This window comes from Sphingomonas sp. Leaf28, assembly GCF_001421685.1.
Lineage (GTDB): Bacteria > Pseudomonadota > Alphaproteobacteria > Sphingomonadales > Sphingomonadaceae > Sphingomonas > Sphingomonas aurantiaca.
The window spans coordinates 727,078-742,324 of sequence record NZ_LMKX01000007.1; the positions used below are offsets into that span (position 1 = coordinate 727,078).

9 protein-coding genes and 2 riboswitches are annotated in these 15,247 nt (G+C 67.6%); of the genes, 7 read left to right on the forward strand and 2 right to left on the reverse strand.

The window, feature by feature from the left end; translation table 11 throughout:
• Nucleotides 1–55 precede the first annotated feature (55 nt).
• Nucleotides 56–2,011: an acetate--CoA ligase gene (acs, locus tag ASE79_RS09720; RefSeq protein WP_056415857.1), complete on the forward strand. Its 1,956-nt coding sequence runs from the start codon at nt 56–58 to the stop codon at nt 2,009–2,011.
• Entirely contained in the window at nt 2,008–2,631 is a 624-nt protein-coding gene (locus ASE79_RS09725; protein WP_056415273.1) for a response regulator, read from the forward strand. Before acs ends, ASE79_RS09725 begins: the two co-directional genes overlap by 4 nt.
• A gap of 150 nt (nt 2,632–2,781) precedes the next feature.
• On the opposite strand, the gene ASE79_RS09730 is transcribed toward ASE79_RS09725, so the two are convergent.
• Both ASE79_RS09730 and ASE79_RS09735 read right to left on the reverse strand, forming a co-directional pair.
• Nucleotides 2,782–6,099, reverse strand: a complete 3,318-nt coding sequence (locus ASE79_RS09730; protein WP_056415276.1) for a PAS-domain containing protein — start codon at nt 6,097–6,099, stop codon at nt 2,782–2,784.
• Nucleotides 6,100–6,297: 198 nt separating this feature from the next.
• The gene (locus ASE79_RS09735; RefSeq protein ID WP_056415278.1) at nt 6,298–8,364 is read right to left on the reverse strand and encodes a catalase; all 2,067 of its coding nucleotides are present in this window, start codon (nt 8,362–8,364) and stop codon (nt 6,298–6,300) included.
• A gap of 153 nt (nt 8,365–8,517) precedes the next feature.
• Between ASE79_RS09735 and ASE79_RS09740 the strand changes: the two genes are divergently transcribed.
• The 5 genes from ASE79_RS09740 to cobW all read left to right on the forward strand — a co-directional run bounded on the left by ASE79_RS09740 (nt 8,518) and on the right by cobW (nt 15,242).
• The gene (locus ASE79_RS09740; RefSeq protein WP_162237033.1) at nt 8,518–8,958 is read left to right on the forward strand and encodes a hypothetical protein; all 441 of its coding nucleotides are present in this window, start codon (nt 8,518–8,520) and stop codon (nt 8,956–8,958) included.
• An 87-nt stretch (nt 8,959–9,045) separates the two neighbouring features.
• Entirely contained in the window at nt 9,046–11,079 is a 2,034-nt protein-coding gene (locus ASE79_RS09745; RefSeq protein ID WP_056415281.1) for a TonB-dependent receptor, read from the forward strand.
• Entirely contained in the window at nt 11,079–12,224 is a 1,146-nt protein-coding gene (locus ASE79_RS09750; RefSeq protein ID WP_056415284.1) for a PepSY-associated TM helix domain-containing protein, read from the forward strand. The genes ASE79_RS09745 and ASE79_RS09750 overlap by 1 nt, the downstream gene beginning before the upstream one ends.
• Before the next feature lie 30 nt (nt 12,225–12,254).
• A riboswitch (cobalamin riboswitch) is annotated at nt 12,255–12,474 on the forward strand.
• Between the two features lie 250 nt (nt 12,475–12,724).
• Entirely contained in the window at nt 12,725–13,714 is a 990-nt protein-coding gene (locus ASE79_RS09755; protein WP_082445243.1) for a HoxN/HupN/NixA family nickel/cobalt transporter, read from the forward strand.
• A 157-nt stretch (nt 13,715–13,871) separates the two neighbouring features.
• Nucleotides 13,872–14,089: riboswitch (cobalamin riboswitch) on the forward strand.
• A gap of 103 nt (nt 14,090–14,192) precedes the next feature.
• Nucleotides 14,193–15,242, forward strand: coding sequence for a cobalamin biosynthesis protein CobW (cobW, locus tag ASE79_RS09760; protein WP_056415288.1), 1,050 nt, complete (start codon nt 14,193–14,195; stop codon nt 15,240–15,242).
• Nucleotides 15,243–15,247 lie beyond the last annotated feature (5 nt).

Sequence of the window (15,247 nt, forward strand, 5' to 3'; positions counted from 1 at the left end):
GTGCGGGATGATCGCGCGCGGCCGACCGCGTACAGCGCGGCAAAAGGAGAGCCAGATGACCGAGGCAAGCTATCCCGTCCCCGCGGAGTGGGCGAAGGACGCGCTGATCGACGCCGCCGCCTATGACCGGATGTATGCCGAGGCCGCGACCGATCCCGACGCCTTCTGGGCCAAGGAAGCCAAGCGTCTCGACTGGATCGTCGCCCCGACCAAGATCAAGGACACGTCGTTCGATGAGAGCGACTTCCGGATCCGCTGGTTCGAGGACGGTCAGCTCAACGTCGCCGCCAACTGCGTCGATCGCCACGCCGACGCCCGCCCCGACGCGATCGCGATCCTGTGGGAAGGCGACAACCCCGACGAATCCCGCAAGATCAGCTATGCCGAACTGCGCGACGAGGTCTCGAAGCTCGCCAACTGCCTGAAGTCGCGCGGCGTCACGAAGGGCGACCGAGTCACGATCTACCTGCCGATGATCCCCGAGGCGGCGTTCGCGATGCTCGCCTGCGCGCGGATCGGCGCGATCCACTCAGTCGTCTTCGGCGGCTTCTCGCCCGAGAGCCTGTGCAACCGCATCCACGACTGCGACAGCCGTATCGTCATCACCGCCGACGAAGGCCTGCGCGGTGGCAAGACCGTGCCCTTGAAAGCCAATGTCGATGCCGCGCTCGATCACGGCGATCTCGCGGTCGAGACCGTCATCGTCGTCCGCCGCACCGGTGGAAAGGTCACGATGACCGAGGGCCGCGACTGCTGGTATCATGAGTGCGTCGAAGGCCAATCGACCGACTGCGCCCCCGAGCCGATGAACGCCGAGGATCCGCTGTTCATCCTCTACACCAGCGGCTCCACCGGCCAGCCCAAGGGCGTGCTTCACACCAGCGGCGGCTATCTGGTCTGGGCGTCGATGACGCACGAATACGTCTTCAACTACCGCCAAGGCGAGATTTTCTGGTGCGCCGCCGATGTCGGCTGGGTGACCGGCCACACCTATTCGCTCTACGGCGCGCTCGCGAACGGCGCGACGACGGTGATGTTCGAGGGCGTGCCCAACTATCCCGACCACAGCCGCTTCTGGCAGATCGTCGACAAATACCAGGTCAACATTCTCTACACCGCGCCGACCGCACTGCGCTCGCTGATGCGCGAGGGCGACGACTGGGTGACGCGTACCAGCCGCAAGTCGCTCCGCCTGCTCGGCTCGGTCGGCGAGCCGATCAATCCGGAGGCGTGGAACTGGTATCACAACGTCGTCGGCGACGGCCGTTGCCCGATCGTCGATACCTGGTGGCAGACCGAGACGGGCGGCCACATGATCAGCCCGCTGCCCGGCGCGACCGCACTCAAGCCCGGCAGCGCCACCAAGCCGCTGTTCGGCGTCATCCCCGAACTGGTCGACGCGGAGGGCAAGGTCCTGGACGGCGCGGTCGAGGGCAACCTCGTCATCGCCGACAGCTGGCCCGGCCAGATGCGGACCGTGTGGAACGATCACGAGCGCTTCTTCCAGACCTATTTCTCGACCTATCCGGGCAAGTACTTCACCGGCGACGGCTGCCGCCGCGACGAGGACGGCTATTACTGGATCACTGGACGCGTCGACGACGTGATCAACGTCAGCGGCCACCGGATGGGCACCGCCGAGGTCGAGAGCGCGCTCGTCGCGCACGCCAAGGTCGCCGAGGCCGCGGTCGTCGGCATGCCGCACGATCTGAAGGGCCAGGGCATCTATGCCTATGTCACGCTCAACGCGAACGCCGAGCCGAGCGCGGATCTGCGCAAGGAACTCGTTCAGTGGGTCCGCCGCGAGATTGGCCCGATCGCGACCCCCGACATCCTCCAGTTCGCGCCCGCGCTCCCCAAGACGCGCTCGGGCAAGATCATGCGCCGCATTCTGCGCAAGATCGCGGAGAACCAGCTCGACCAGCTCGGCGACACCTCGACGCTCGCCGATCCCGCGGTGGTCGACGCCTTGATCGCCGGCCGCGAGGAGGCCACTTCAGTTCCGGCATGACTCGCACGATCCTCATCGCCGACGATCATCCGCTGTTCCGCCAGGCGCTCAAACTGGCGGTCAGCCGCGCCGCGCCCGACGCGGTGGTGATCGAGGCGGGGCAGCTCTGCGAGGCGGCCGATGCGGTACGCGCAGCGGATCGCCTCGACCTCATCCTGCTCGACCTGCGGATGCCGGGGTCGGAAGGCTTTGCCGGCGTCGCGCTGCTCCACGCCGAACGCCCCGGCACGCCGATCCTCGTGATCTCGTCGGCAGACGAGGCCGAAGCCGCACCGCGCGCAAGGGCGTATGGTGCGGTCGGCTTCGTCTCGAAGACGGCCGATCTTGCCGCGCTGGAGAAAGCCGTCGCGCGAGCCCTGGCCGGCGAACGCGACGCACCACCGGAAGACGCGCCCGTCGATGACATGGCTACGCGCGTCGCAAGCCTGACGCCGACTGAGCTAAAGGTCCTGCTCGGCGTGCTGGCGGGGCGCTTGAACAAGCAGGTGGCGTTCGACCTCGGCATCTCCGAGGGCACCGTAAAAGGCCACATGACCGCCATCCTGCGCAAACTCGGCGTGCAGAACCGGACGCAGGCGGTGCTGGCGGCAAGGGCGATGGACATCCACTTCGCCGATTGAGGCGGGCGACCCGCCCTCCCCCAACCCGTCATCCTGACGAAAGTCAGGACCCAGAGCCAAAATCGGTTTGGCCGATACCCTGGGTCCTGACTTTCGTCAGGATGACGAGGGGGCCGACAGGCTTTCGAATGCCCTCCCCAAAGACGCCATTCAACTCCCCCGCGCCGCTGCCGCCGCCGCGTCCTCGATGAACCGCCACAGGTCCGCCGGCACGACGGGCTTCGTCAGTACCACGAGCCCCGCGCATCGATCGTCCTCTGCAACCGTGCGGTCCGCGGTCACCAGCGCGATTGCCGGTGCCGGCGCCATCGCCCGCAACCGCGCGACGACGTCCAACCCGTCCTCCGCCTCGTCGAGATGATAATCGACCAGCGCAACATCCGGCTCCTCGTCCGCCGCCAGTTCGAGCGCCTCCGCGATCGTGCCCGCCAGCAGCGGCACGCACCGTCGCGCGCGCAACGCCGCGTCGAGCGCCGCCAGGATCGTCACGTCGTTGTCGAGGCACAGCACGCGCAGACCCGGCACCAGCGCACGCGTCGCCGACGGCGCCGGCAGCGGCACGTCCAGCCCGGAAGGCGCAATCGGCGCCCGTACCGCGAACGTCGTCCCCCGCCCCGGCGCCGACCGCAACTCCACCGCCGCCCCCAGCAACCGCGCGATCCGCCGGACGATCGCCAGCCCCAGACCGACGCCGCCACCCGCACTCCCCTTGCTTTCGAGCCGCTCGAACTCCTCGAAGATCCGCTCTCGGTCGGCCGCGGCGATGCCAGGTCCGTTGTCACGCACCTCGATCAGCACATCGTTCCCACGCCGCCGCGCGCCGATCCAGATCCGCCCGTCCGCCGAATAGCGCACCGCGTTCGACAGGAAATTCTGCAGGATCGACCGGAGCAGCGAGCGATCGGTCGCCACGCTGAACGCGCCGGCATGCGCCGCCAGCACCAGTCCCCGCTCGCCTGCAAGCGGCCGGAACTGTACCGCCAACTCCTCGATCAGCGCCCCCAACGCAAACCGCTCGACTTTCGGCACCACGCCCCCGGCATCGAGCCGCGACACGTCGAGCAGCGCGCGCAGCAACGTGTCCGCCGATCCGATCGCGCCATCGATCGCGCGCACCAGCTCCGCCTGATGCGGCGCCTTGCCCTCGTCGAGCGCCGCGCAGAACAGCCGCGCCGCGTGCAACGGCTGCAACAGATCGTGGCTCGCCGCCGCCAGGAACCGCGTCTTGTCGCGCGTCGCGGTCTCCGCCACCGCGCGCGCCTCGCCGAGCATCGCGTTCGACTGCGCCAGATCCTGGGTCCGCGCCGCCACCCGCGCCTCGAGATCGGCCTGCGCCTCCTTTTCCGAGGTGATGTCGGTGAAGCTCTGGACATAGCCCCCGCCCGGCATCGGCCGCCCGACCATCTTGATCCACCGCCCCGACGGCCGTTGCCGCTCGAAACTATGCGGGGTCCCGCGCGCGAGATGCCCCATCCGCCGACCGACATGCGCCGCGATGTCGTCGACGCTTCCCTCGCGCTCGGCATTGTAGCGGATCAGGTCGGCGATCGATCGGCCGACGACGACATAGCCCTCGGGATAGTCGAACATCTCGACATAACGCGGATTCCACGCGACCAGCCGCAGGTCCGCGTCGATCACGCTCACCCCCGGATCGATCGTCTCCAGCGTCGCCGACAGCAACGTGCGCGAAAACCTCAGCGACCGCCCGCGCTGATCGAGCAGGCGGACCACGTCGCTGACGTCCATCGCAGACCCGGCAATGCTCGACGCGACGATCTTGCGCGCCGACGGTGCGCCGATCACGCCAGCGATCAACCGCTCGGCGGTGCGCGCCGCAGGTCCGTCGATCGGGGCCCGCAGATCGGGGGACGCCACGCCGATCGCCTCGGCCTCGCCTTCGCCGACGAACCGCGCGACCAACATGCGCAGTTCGCCGAGCGTCGTGACATGGTCGAGCGCGCTGTTCCCGCGATGGCGCTCGATCGCATGCAGCCCGGCCATCAGCGCGACGTTGACGCCCAGGCTCCACACCGTGCCGTTGACCAAGGGCGAGCCGATCCGCCAGCCGAGCAACGCGTCGGGATCGAGCCAGCCGCGCGTGAAGTGCGCGAGCGCCGGTCCGATGCCCTCCCCGATCGACGGCAGCAACAGGCAGTAGATCCAGACGATCACGCCACCGATCAGCCCGGCGCGCGCCGCTGTGTGGTTGGCGAAGTTCCACCCGACCGTCGCGATCAGCGCAGGCGCGAACTGCGCGACGCCCGCAAAAGCGATCAGCCCGATCGACGCCAGCGGCAGGTCCGCGCCGAGGCTCCGCCCGTACACCAGCGCCACCGCAACGATCGCCGCGATGATCACCCGCCGCACGCGCAGCATCCGCCGGCCAAGCTCGCCCTCGCCCGCCTCGCCGTGCCGCCGGAGCAGCATCGGCGCGAGCAGGTCGTTGGTCGCCATCGTCGACAGCGCGATCGTCTCGACCACCACCATGGCCGTCGCCGCCGAAAACCCGCCAAGAAACGCGAGCAGCGCCACCAGATGCTCGCCGCGCTGCAACGGCACTGTCAGCACGTACAGGTCGGGCTCGGCATCGCCCGGCAGCAGCGTCATGCCCGCCAGCGCCAGTGGCAGCACCAGCAGCGAGATCACGACCATGTATGCGATGAACGGCCAGCGCGCGCGCGCCACCGCATCGGGCCCGCGCGCCTCGATCACGCCCACATAGAATTGCCGCGGCAGGCACAGGATCGCGAGCGCCGACAACAGCGTCCGCACCCAGAAATCGGACGTGAGCGCGCCCCAGGTAAAACCGGACCGCAGCCTGGCCAGCGGCGCCGCGAGCGTCGCGGCGGGCACGTCGACGAGCACTGCCAGCGTCACCACGCCGAGCACGACAAAGCAGAGCAGCTTGATCAGCGATTCCGCCGCGATCGCCGCCACCACGCCGGGGTTGCGCCCCGCCACCTCGTACCGTCGCGCACCGAACAGGATCGCGAACACCGCCAGCAGCAGCGCGACGAACGTGCCGACCTCCGCCGAACTCCCGACGCCCGCGATCGCGCCGAAGCTGAGCGTGACCGAGCGCAACTGAAGCGCGATATACGGCACCGACGCGAGCAGCGCCGTCCCCGCGACGATCGCCGCGGTCCCCCGGCTGCGCCCATAGCGTGCGGAGATGAAGTCCGAGATCGAACTCGATCCCTCCTCGCGCGCCAGCCGTACCAGCCGCGCGAGGAACTTTGGCGCCAGCAGGAACACCAGCGCCGGCCCGAGATAGATGGCGAGATAATCCCAGCCGCGCGTCGCCGCGGTGCCGACCCCGCCAAAGAACGTCCAGCTGCTGCAATAGACCGCCAGCGACAACGGGTACGCAATCTGCCCGAGCCGCCGCGACAAGCCCCGCCGGTCCACCACCCACGCAATCCCGAACAGCGTCGCGCCGTACCCCAGAATGGCGAGAATGATCATCGGACGGGTGATGAAGGCGCTCCGGTCTGGCGCCGCAGCGCAGGGTCACGGCGGGTTATAGCGCCGATCCGGACTGACGGCGACCATGCTAAGGAGCCGAAGAACCATCAGCCCCGTCGCCACGAGGACGCAAAAAAACCGGAGGCGCATGGACTGCGCCCCCGGTCATTTCTTGCCACGTCAGGTCAGATGTAGCGATCAGGCCAGCGTGCGCACGTTGGCTTCGCGGTCCCAATAGCGCTTGGTGCCCGCGGTCGCGATCTGGCCGAGATCGACCACACCCGCATCGGGCTCGACACCTGCCTTATCGAGCAACGGCTTGGCTGCCGCATTGGCTGCGACGGCCTTGAGGTGCCCGAACGCGTCCATGACCCACTGGACGGCTGCGCCTTCCTTGAGCAGCGCCTTGCAGCCCTCCTCCGAAAGCACCACCGCGACCGCGTCGAAGATCTGCGACGGGCTGCCCGCAAGCTGTCCGTGCGCCTTCTTCTTGCTGCCATCGGCAAGCTTGGCGCCACCGACCTTGGGCGCGACCAGAACGGCCTTGCCGCCGGCGGCCTCGACCGACTTCACGACAGCATCGATCTCGCCACCGTCGGACCCGTCCGCGATCAGGATGCCGACCTGGCGACCCTCGAGCGTCTCCTTCATCGACTTCTGGATCGACAGTGCGTCGCTCGCAGGCATGTCGATCGGCTCACGATAGGCGGGGTTCGCCGCTGGCAGCTCGATGCCGAGACCGTCGGCGACCCGCGTTGCCAGTTCCTCGTTCACATTGCGCAGGTTGGCGACGGTGCGCTCCTGGACATGCGCGAGGCCGACCTTTGACAGTTCGAACGTGAACGCCGAAGCGATATGCGCCTTCTCGTTGTCGGTCGCCGACACCCAGAACAGGCGTGCCTGGCTATAGTGATCGCCGAACAGTTCGGCGCGCATCCGCAGCTTCTCGCCCTGCTCGTCCGCACCGGTCGGGTTGGTCGTCGTCACGAAGCCGTTCGGCGATTCGCGCGGACCACCGTCCTCGCCAACGACCGACAGGCTGTTGGGCTCGTAATTCGCCCGGCCCTTCGGCACCTTGGTCTGCATCATCCCGTCGCGCTGGAAGTTCTGCGCGTTGTTGCGCGGCGCGTTGACCGGGATCTGGTGGAAGTTGGTCGTCCCAAGACGCGACTTCTGCGTGTCGAGATAGCTGAACAGGCGGCCCTGGAGCAGCGGATCGTTCGAGAAATCGATCCCCGGCACGATGTTGGTCGGCAGGAACGCGACCTGCTCGGTCTCGGCGAAGAAGTTGTCGACGTTGCGGTCGAGCACCATCCGGCCGATGATCCGGACGGGAACGTCCTCCTCGGGGATCAGCTTGGTCGAATCAAGCACGTCATAGGGCTGCGCTTCGGCGAACGCCTTGTCGAACACCTGGATGCCCAGCTCCCACTCGGGGAAGTCGCCGGTATCGATCGCTTCCCACAGGTCGCGACGATGATAGTCGTTGTCGGCGGCCTGGAGCTTCAACGTCTCGTCCCAGATCGTCGACTGAAGACCGAGCTTCGGCTTCCAGTGGAACTTCACGAAGCTCGACTTGCCCTCGTCGTTGACGAGCTGGAACGTATGGACGCCAAAGCCTTCCATCATGCGCAGCGAGCGGGGCAACGTGCGGTCCGACATCGCCCACATCTGCATGTGCGTCGATTCCGGCGTCAGCGAGGCCCAGTCCCAGAACGTGTCATGCGCCGAACCCGCCTGCGGATAGGCGCGATCGGCTTCCATCTTCACCGAATGGATCAGGTCGGGGAACTTGATCGCGTCCTGGATGAAGAACACCGGGATGTTGTTGCCTACAAGATCCCAGTTGCCCTCGGTCGTGTAGAACTTGACCGCAAACCCGCGAACGTCGCGCGGCGTGTCCACCGAACCGGCACCACCGGCCACGGTCGAAAAGCGCGTGAACAGCTCGGTCTTGGTGCCCTTCTTGAACACCGCCGCCTTGGTCAGGTCCGAAATGTCGTCGGTAGCCTCGAAATAGCCATGCGCGCCCGAACCGCGGGCGTGGACGATCCGCTCGGGGATCCGCTCATGGTCGAAGTGGAAGATCTTCTCGCGCAGCACGAAATCTTCGAGCAGCGTCGGACCGCGCACGCCCGATTTCAGGCTGTTCTGGTTGTCGGAGACGGGCACGCCGTGGTTGGTCGTGAGAACGGGCACATCGCCGCCGGCCTGCTGGTGCGTCTCGCCACCGTTGCCGGGATTGCGCTCTGCGGGGTCGCTCATAGCAAATCCTTGTTTGATAGTCATAGTTCTGGAGAGTGAACGATCCTCGTCCGCGGCCGGGTCCACGCTAATGAAAGAATTCGGGGGCCGCGCCCCGAGCGGTGGACAGGATGCCTCAGTGACAGCATCGGCGTTGCGGTCTACCCGTGCGCCGTGCTCGCCATACGCCGCCTCTTTTCGTCCTGCCCGCTGCTCGCGGGATGGCTGTGCGTAACGGCATTGGCGATGAAGCTGCTGGTGCCCACGGGGTACATGATCGCAAACCAGTCCGGGCACATCGCGATCACGCTATGCCCGGGTGCTGCTCCGATGACCGTAACGGCGATGGATATGGGCACACCCGATCACATCATGGCGGGCCATGCGATGCCGGAGCATGATCCGTCGACGAGCCACGGCAAGACGGAGCTGCCCTGCGCGTTCTCGGGGCTGTCGGCGCAGGCGCTGGCCAGTGTCGATGCGATCCTGCTGATCGCGGCGATCGCGTTCGTCGTGGCGATCGGCGTCCGCCCGATCCGTCCCCCCGTCCACGCCAGCGCGCCGCATCTGCGCCCGCCGCTGCGGGGCCCGCCGACTCTGCTTTCGACCGTCTGACCCGTACCGCGCGTCGCCCGACGCGCGGTTCGCCACCTCTGTCGACGCGCGTCCGTGTGGTCGCGCGCCTGTCGAAAGCCCTGGTTCATGTTCGATACTCCGTCTACTTTCGGGGCGGCGATGGCGATCGCCCTCGCCTCGCCCGCCACCGCGCAAACCCCGGCCCCCGCCCCCGCCCCAACCGAGTCCGATACGCGCTTCGTGATCGGCGAGGTCGTCGTGACCGCGCGCAGCATGGCGCGCTCGACCGAGACCATCCTGACCTCGGTCGACATGCTCGGCGGCGACATCGCGCAACGCCAGTCGGTCGACAATGCGTGGGAGCTGTTTGCCCGTCTGCCGGGCGTCGTGCTCACCGACTTCAACCAGGGCACCACGTCCGGCCGCTTCTCGATCCGCGGGTTCAACGGCGAAGGCGAGATCAACGCGGTCAAGCTGATGATCGACGGCATACCCAGCAACGACAATGCCGGCGGCATGACCGGTATCGACATGATCTCCCCGCTCGACGTCGCCGGGATCGAACTGGTCCGCGGCACGTCCGATCCGCGCTGGGGGCTGAACAATATCGCCGGCAACGCCAATATCCTGACGCGGATCGGCGGCAATTATCTCGACGCGCGCCTGATCGGCGGTGCGTTCGGGACGGTCGACGCACAGGCCTCGGCTGGACTGGAGCGCGGCGGGTTCAGCCAGAACTACCTGATCGGCTACCGGCGGACCGACGCGTATCGCGACCATGCCGACCTCGATCGCCTGAATCTCGCGGGCAAATGGTTCTATGATGTCGGATCCACCCGGATCGGCGCGATCGTCCGTCACTCGGCCGCGCACGCGCAGGAGCCGGGCTATCTGACCGATGCCGACGCCGATACCGACCGCACCCGATCCTATGCGGTGTCGGCTACCGATGGCGGCACGCGACGGATCGGCCAGTACAGCCTGCATCTCGACGCCGATCTCGCCGACCCGCTCGCGCTCAGCGTCAAGGGCTATGCCAACAGCCTGCACGACGACCGCTACGTCCGCTACTCCGCAGGCGTCCCGCAACAGCGGCGCCTGACCGAGGAATGGCAATATGGCGCGACCGCCGCGCTGCATTACCACCCCCGCGTCGAGTTTCTCCACGCGCTGATGATCGAGGCTGGCGGCGACGTGCAGGTGCAGGACAATAAGAGCCTGCGCTGGCTGACCGACCGACGCACGCCCACCAGCCAGACGCGCGACCAGGATTTCGGGCTGACCGTCTATGGCGGCTATCTCCAGGCGGTGATCGAGCCGACCGACTGGCTCAAGATCACCCCCGCCTGGCGGATCGACCGAGTCGCGGGCGATTTCACCAATCGCCTGGCGGGCACGACCGCGCCGATCAACGACTATGGCACGATCAGCCAGCCCAAGCTGAGCGTCGCGGTCACGCCCGTGACCGGCGTCACCGCCTATGCGAATTACGGACGCACCTTCCAGATCGGCGCTGGCTCGGCCTCGTATCTGGTGCCGCCACGAACGACCGATGTCGCACCCTCGATCAACGAAGGCTATGAAGCAGGCGTCAAGCTCACGCGCGGGCGCTTTCTCGAAGCGCGCGTCGCATTGTGGCAGCAGACCGCGAGCGGCGAGCTCAAGCGACGGCTGAACGATCCGTCCGGCGATGTCGACAATCTCGGCCAGACGCGGCGACGCGGGATCGATCTGCAGCTGGACCTGAAGCCGGTCCGCACCGTTGCGCTATGGGGCAGCTATTCGCACCAGACCGCGCGGATCGTCACGCCTGATCCCGCCACCCCGTCGCAGGCGGGCAACGCGATCGACCATGTCCCGCAGAACGTCTTCTCGGGCGGGCTCGACGTCACGCCCGATCCCAAGGTCCGGCTGTCCTTATGGGGTAACGGCCAGTCGAGCTACGAACTCGTCCCCGCCAACACGCAGGGCCGCTACGGCGAGTACGTCGTCCTCAATGCCGAGGTGGCGTACAAGCTGACGCCGAGGATCGAGATATCCGCGCAGCTGAAGAACCTCGCGAACGAGCGTTACGAGTATGTCTGGTACGACGGCACGCAGCGGCTCCACGCGCCCGCCGATCCGCGATCGCTGTTCGGTGCGGTCCGGTTGACGCTCTGATGACGCGCCGACCGCCGCTGCGCGCCATCGTGCGGCGCGTGCACCTCTGGCTGGGTCTGTCGATCGGCGCGCTGTTCGCGTTCGCCGGGCTGACTGGCAGCATACTCGTCTTCTATCCGGAGATCGACGCGGCACTGAACCCCGCGTTGCGCGCGGTGACCGACGACGCGCGTGCCCGCTCCTGGCAGGCGATCGTCGACACGCTCCACCGCGAGCATCCCACCCGCACCGGCGCATGGCGGATCGAGGTGACCGGGGACGGCGGCGCGATCCCGGTGCGCTATTACCAGCCAAGTGAAACCGCGGGCCACGATTTCGCGCCGTTCCTCGCCTGGGTCGATCCGGTCCGCCTGACGACGATCCGCACCGGCTTCTGGGGCGATACGGTCGTCACCTGGATCTACGATCTCCATTACCGGCTGCTGCTCGAAAAGCCCGGTGGGGTCGCCATGGGGATCGCGGGCATCGTCATGCTCGGGATGATCGCCAGCGGGATCTGGGCATGGTGGCCCCGCCCCGGCAGCTGGTGGCGCGCGCTCCGCTTCAAGCGCGACGCCGCGCCGCTCCGTTGTCTGTATGACTGGCACAAGCTGATCGGTCTGGGCGGCGCGATCCTCGTGCTCGTCGTCACCGCGACCGGGGTGATGCTCGATTTGCCCGACCAGACCCGGTTCGTGATCGCGCGCGCCTCGCCCCTCTACCGGACCCCGCCGCTGGCCGTGGTCGCGCGCGGCGCGCGCCTGCCGGTCGATCGATTGGTCGCCATTGCCGAACACGTCTTCCCCGGAGCCGCGCTCGCCTGGATCGAGACGCCCGCCTCGCCGACCGGCGCCATCCGGATCAATCTCGCGCAGGACGGCGAACCCAGCCGCCGTTTCCCACGCACCAACGTTTGGCTCGATCCCTATACCGGTGCCGTCCTCGCGACGCGCGACGGGCTTGCCGAGACGGGCGGCGACGTCGTGATGAACTGGCTCCACCCGCTGCACGGGGGAGAGGCGCTGGGGCTGACGGGGCGCATCCTGGCCTTCATCGCTGGCCTCGTGCCGATCGCGCTGTTCGTGACCGGCGTGATCCGGTGGCAGCGTCGTCGCGAGCGCCGCACGCCGCAAAGGACGATTGGCACTCGCGGCGAACCCGGCTAGCACGATGCGCGAGCAGCCGGTTCGACCGGAGGCTCGCTAGATCGCGTCGGTGCCCTTCGGGGCTTGAAGGGGAATGCGGTGCGGAGGGTTCGCCATCCAATGCCGCAGCTGTCCCTGCAACTGTAAGCGGCGAGCGAAACGCACACGCCCTTCGCGACGAGGGGCAGCCACTGGGTCAACGACCTGGGAAGGTGTGGCGTGGAGCCGTGACCCGCGAGCCAGGAGACCTGCCGGCGTCTGGTCGCTCTCGTCCCGGCCCAGGGGGTGGCCGAGGCACGGTGAACGCCGTCTGAGCGACGACCTTGTGGCGGGGGCCGCATCGACGACGCGCGTCGGCCGCTCATGGCGTCCGGTCTTCACGCGTCCCGGCCGCGTGCGGCAGGTCCCCGTCCTCGTCGGACGCCGGGGAGTTCTGCATGACGACGATGACGATCGATGAGCCCGCCAAGAAAACGCCCGGCGGGCCGGCACGGATGGCGACGCGCAAACGCATCGGCTGGATGTTCGCAAGCCTGGTCGCGGCCAATATCGCCGCCTGGGGCTGGGCCTTCTCACTGTTCCACGCGCAGCCGCTGATGCTCGGCACCGCGTTGCTCGCCTGGGGGCTGGGCCTGCGCCACGCAGTCGATGCGGATCATATCGCCGCGATCGACAATGTGACGCGCAAGCTGATGCAGGACGGCCAGCGCCCGATCGCGGTCGGCTTCTGGTTCGCGATCGGCCATTCGGGGATCGTGCTGATCGCCGCGGTCGCCATCGCGCTCACCGCCAGCGCGCTCGCGCAGTTCGAGGCGTTCAAACAGGTTGGCGGCGTGATCGCCACCGTCATCTCGGCAGTGTTCCTGTTCACGATCGCCGCGATGAACCTCGTCATCCTGCGCTCGGTCTGGCGGACGTTCGGCCATGTCCGCAGCGGCGGCGTCTATGTCGAGGAAGACCTTGATCTGCTGCTCGGCAACCGCGGGCTGCTCGCGCGTCTGTTCCGGCCGATGTTCCGGCTCGTCACGCGCAGCTGGCACATGGCGCCGCTCGGATTCCTGTTCGGGCTCGGCTTCGATACCGCAACCGAGGTCGCGATCCTCGGCCTGTCCGCGAGCCAGGCCGCGGACGGTCTGTCGATCGGCACCATCCTCGTCCTCCCGATCCTGTTCGCGACGGGCATGGCGCTGGTCGATACGGCGGACGGTGTCGTGATGCTCGGCGCGTATGAATGGGCGTTCGTGAAGCCGATCCGCAAGCTCTACTACAACATCACCATCACGCTGATCTCGGCAATCGTCGCGATCGCGATCGGCGGGATCGAGACGCTGGCGCTGCTGGGCGCCAAGCTCGGCCTGTCGGGGGGCGTCTGGGATCTGGCGGCCGCGCTGGGCGAGAATTTCAACGGCCTCGGCTTTGCGATCATCGGCCTGTTCGTGCTGTGCTGGGTGCTGAGCTTTGCGATCTATCGCTGGAAACGCTTCGACGAGATCGAGGTCGTGCACGGATGATACCCCTTCGTCATCCCGGGCTCGACCCGGGACCCAGAGCCAAACGCCGAGTCATGCGTGGCTCTGGATCCTGACTTTCGTCAGGATGACGGGCGCGAGCGAGTTGGCAGTCCCGTGATATTCCTCTAACCCCACGCCCGAGGCTCGGTTTTACCGAACTTCAACAGATCGCGCCGGTGCCCTTCGGGGCTTGAATGGGAATGCGGTGCGGGAGGATGTCCTTCCAATGCCGCGGCTGTCCCTGCAACTGTAAGCGGTGAGCGAGACGCACAGGCCCTTCGCGAGGGGGGCAGCCACTGGGTCGAAGACCTGGGAAGGCGTGTGTCGAGCTTTGACCCGTGAGCCAGGAGACCTGCCAGCGTAACGGTCGCTCTTGCCTTGATCCAGGGGATGGTCGCGGCACGGTACTCCGTCTGAGCGACGAACGCGTGCGGCCGAAAGGTCGTGCGTGCCTGCGTATGCTCGAAGGAGAACAAGAATGTCGGACCGCTCGCCCACCCTGGCAAAAGTCCCCGTCACCATCGTCACCGGCTTTCTTGGCGCGGGCAAGACGACGCTCATCAGCCACCTGATCCGCAACGCGGGCGGCCGCCGGCTGGCGGTCGTGGTGAACGAATTCGGCACGCTGGGCATCGATGGCGACATCCTCAAGGGTTGCGCGATCCCCGATTGCCCCGCGGAGAACGTCGTCGAACTGGCCAATGGCTGCATCTGCTGCACCGTCGCCGACGATTTCATCCCGACCGTCGAGACTTTGCTCGCGCTCGACCCGCGCCCCGATCACATCCTGATCGAGACGTCGGGTCTCGCGCTCCCCAAGCCGCTGCTGAAGGCGTTCGACTGGCCCGCGATCCGCTCGCGCATCACCGTCGACGGCGTCATCGCGCTCGCCGATGCGGAGGCGGTCGCCGCCGGCCGGTTCGCGCCCGACGTCGCCGCGCTCGATGCGCAGCGCGCCGCCGATCCGAGCGTCGATCACGAGACGCCGCTCTCGGAAGTGTTCGAGGACCAACTCGCCTGCGCCGATCTCGTCCTGCTCACCAAGGTCGATCTTGCCGGTCCCGAGGGCGTCGCCAAGGCGCGCGCGGTCATCGCCGCCGAGTCCGCCCGCCCGCTTCCGGTGATCGACCTGACCGACGGCATCATCGACCCGCGCGTGATCCTGGGCCTGAACGCCGCCGCCGAGGACGATATCGCCAGCCGCCCGTCGCATCACGACGGCGAGGACGATCACGAGCATGACGATTTCGACAGCGTCGTCGTCGCGCTCGGCGAGATCGCCGATCCGGCCGAGCTTGCCGCCAAAATCGAGGCGCTCGCCCGCAGCGCCGACATCCTGCGCGTAAAGGGCTATGCCGCGGTCACCGGCAAGCCGATGCGCATGCTCGTCCAGGCGGTCGGCGCACGAGTCCGCACGCAATATGACCGCCCCTGGCGCGCCGACGAACCCCGCCGCACGCAGCTGGTGGTCATCGCCGAGCATGATCGCATCGACGAGGCCCGCATCAAGGCCGCGCTGGACGCCTGAGGCGC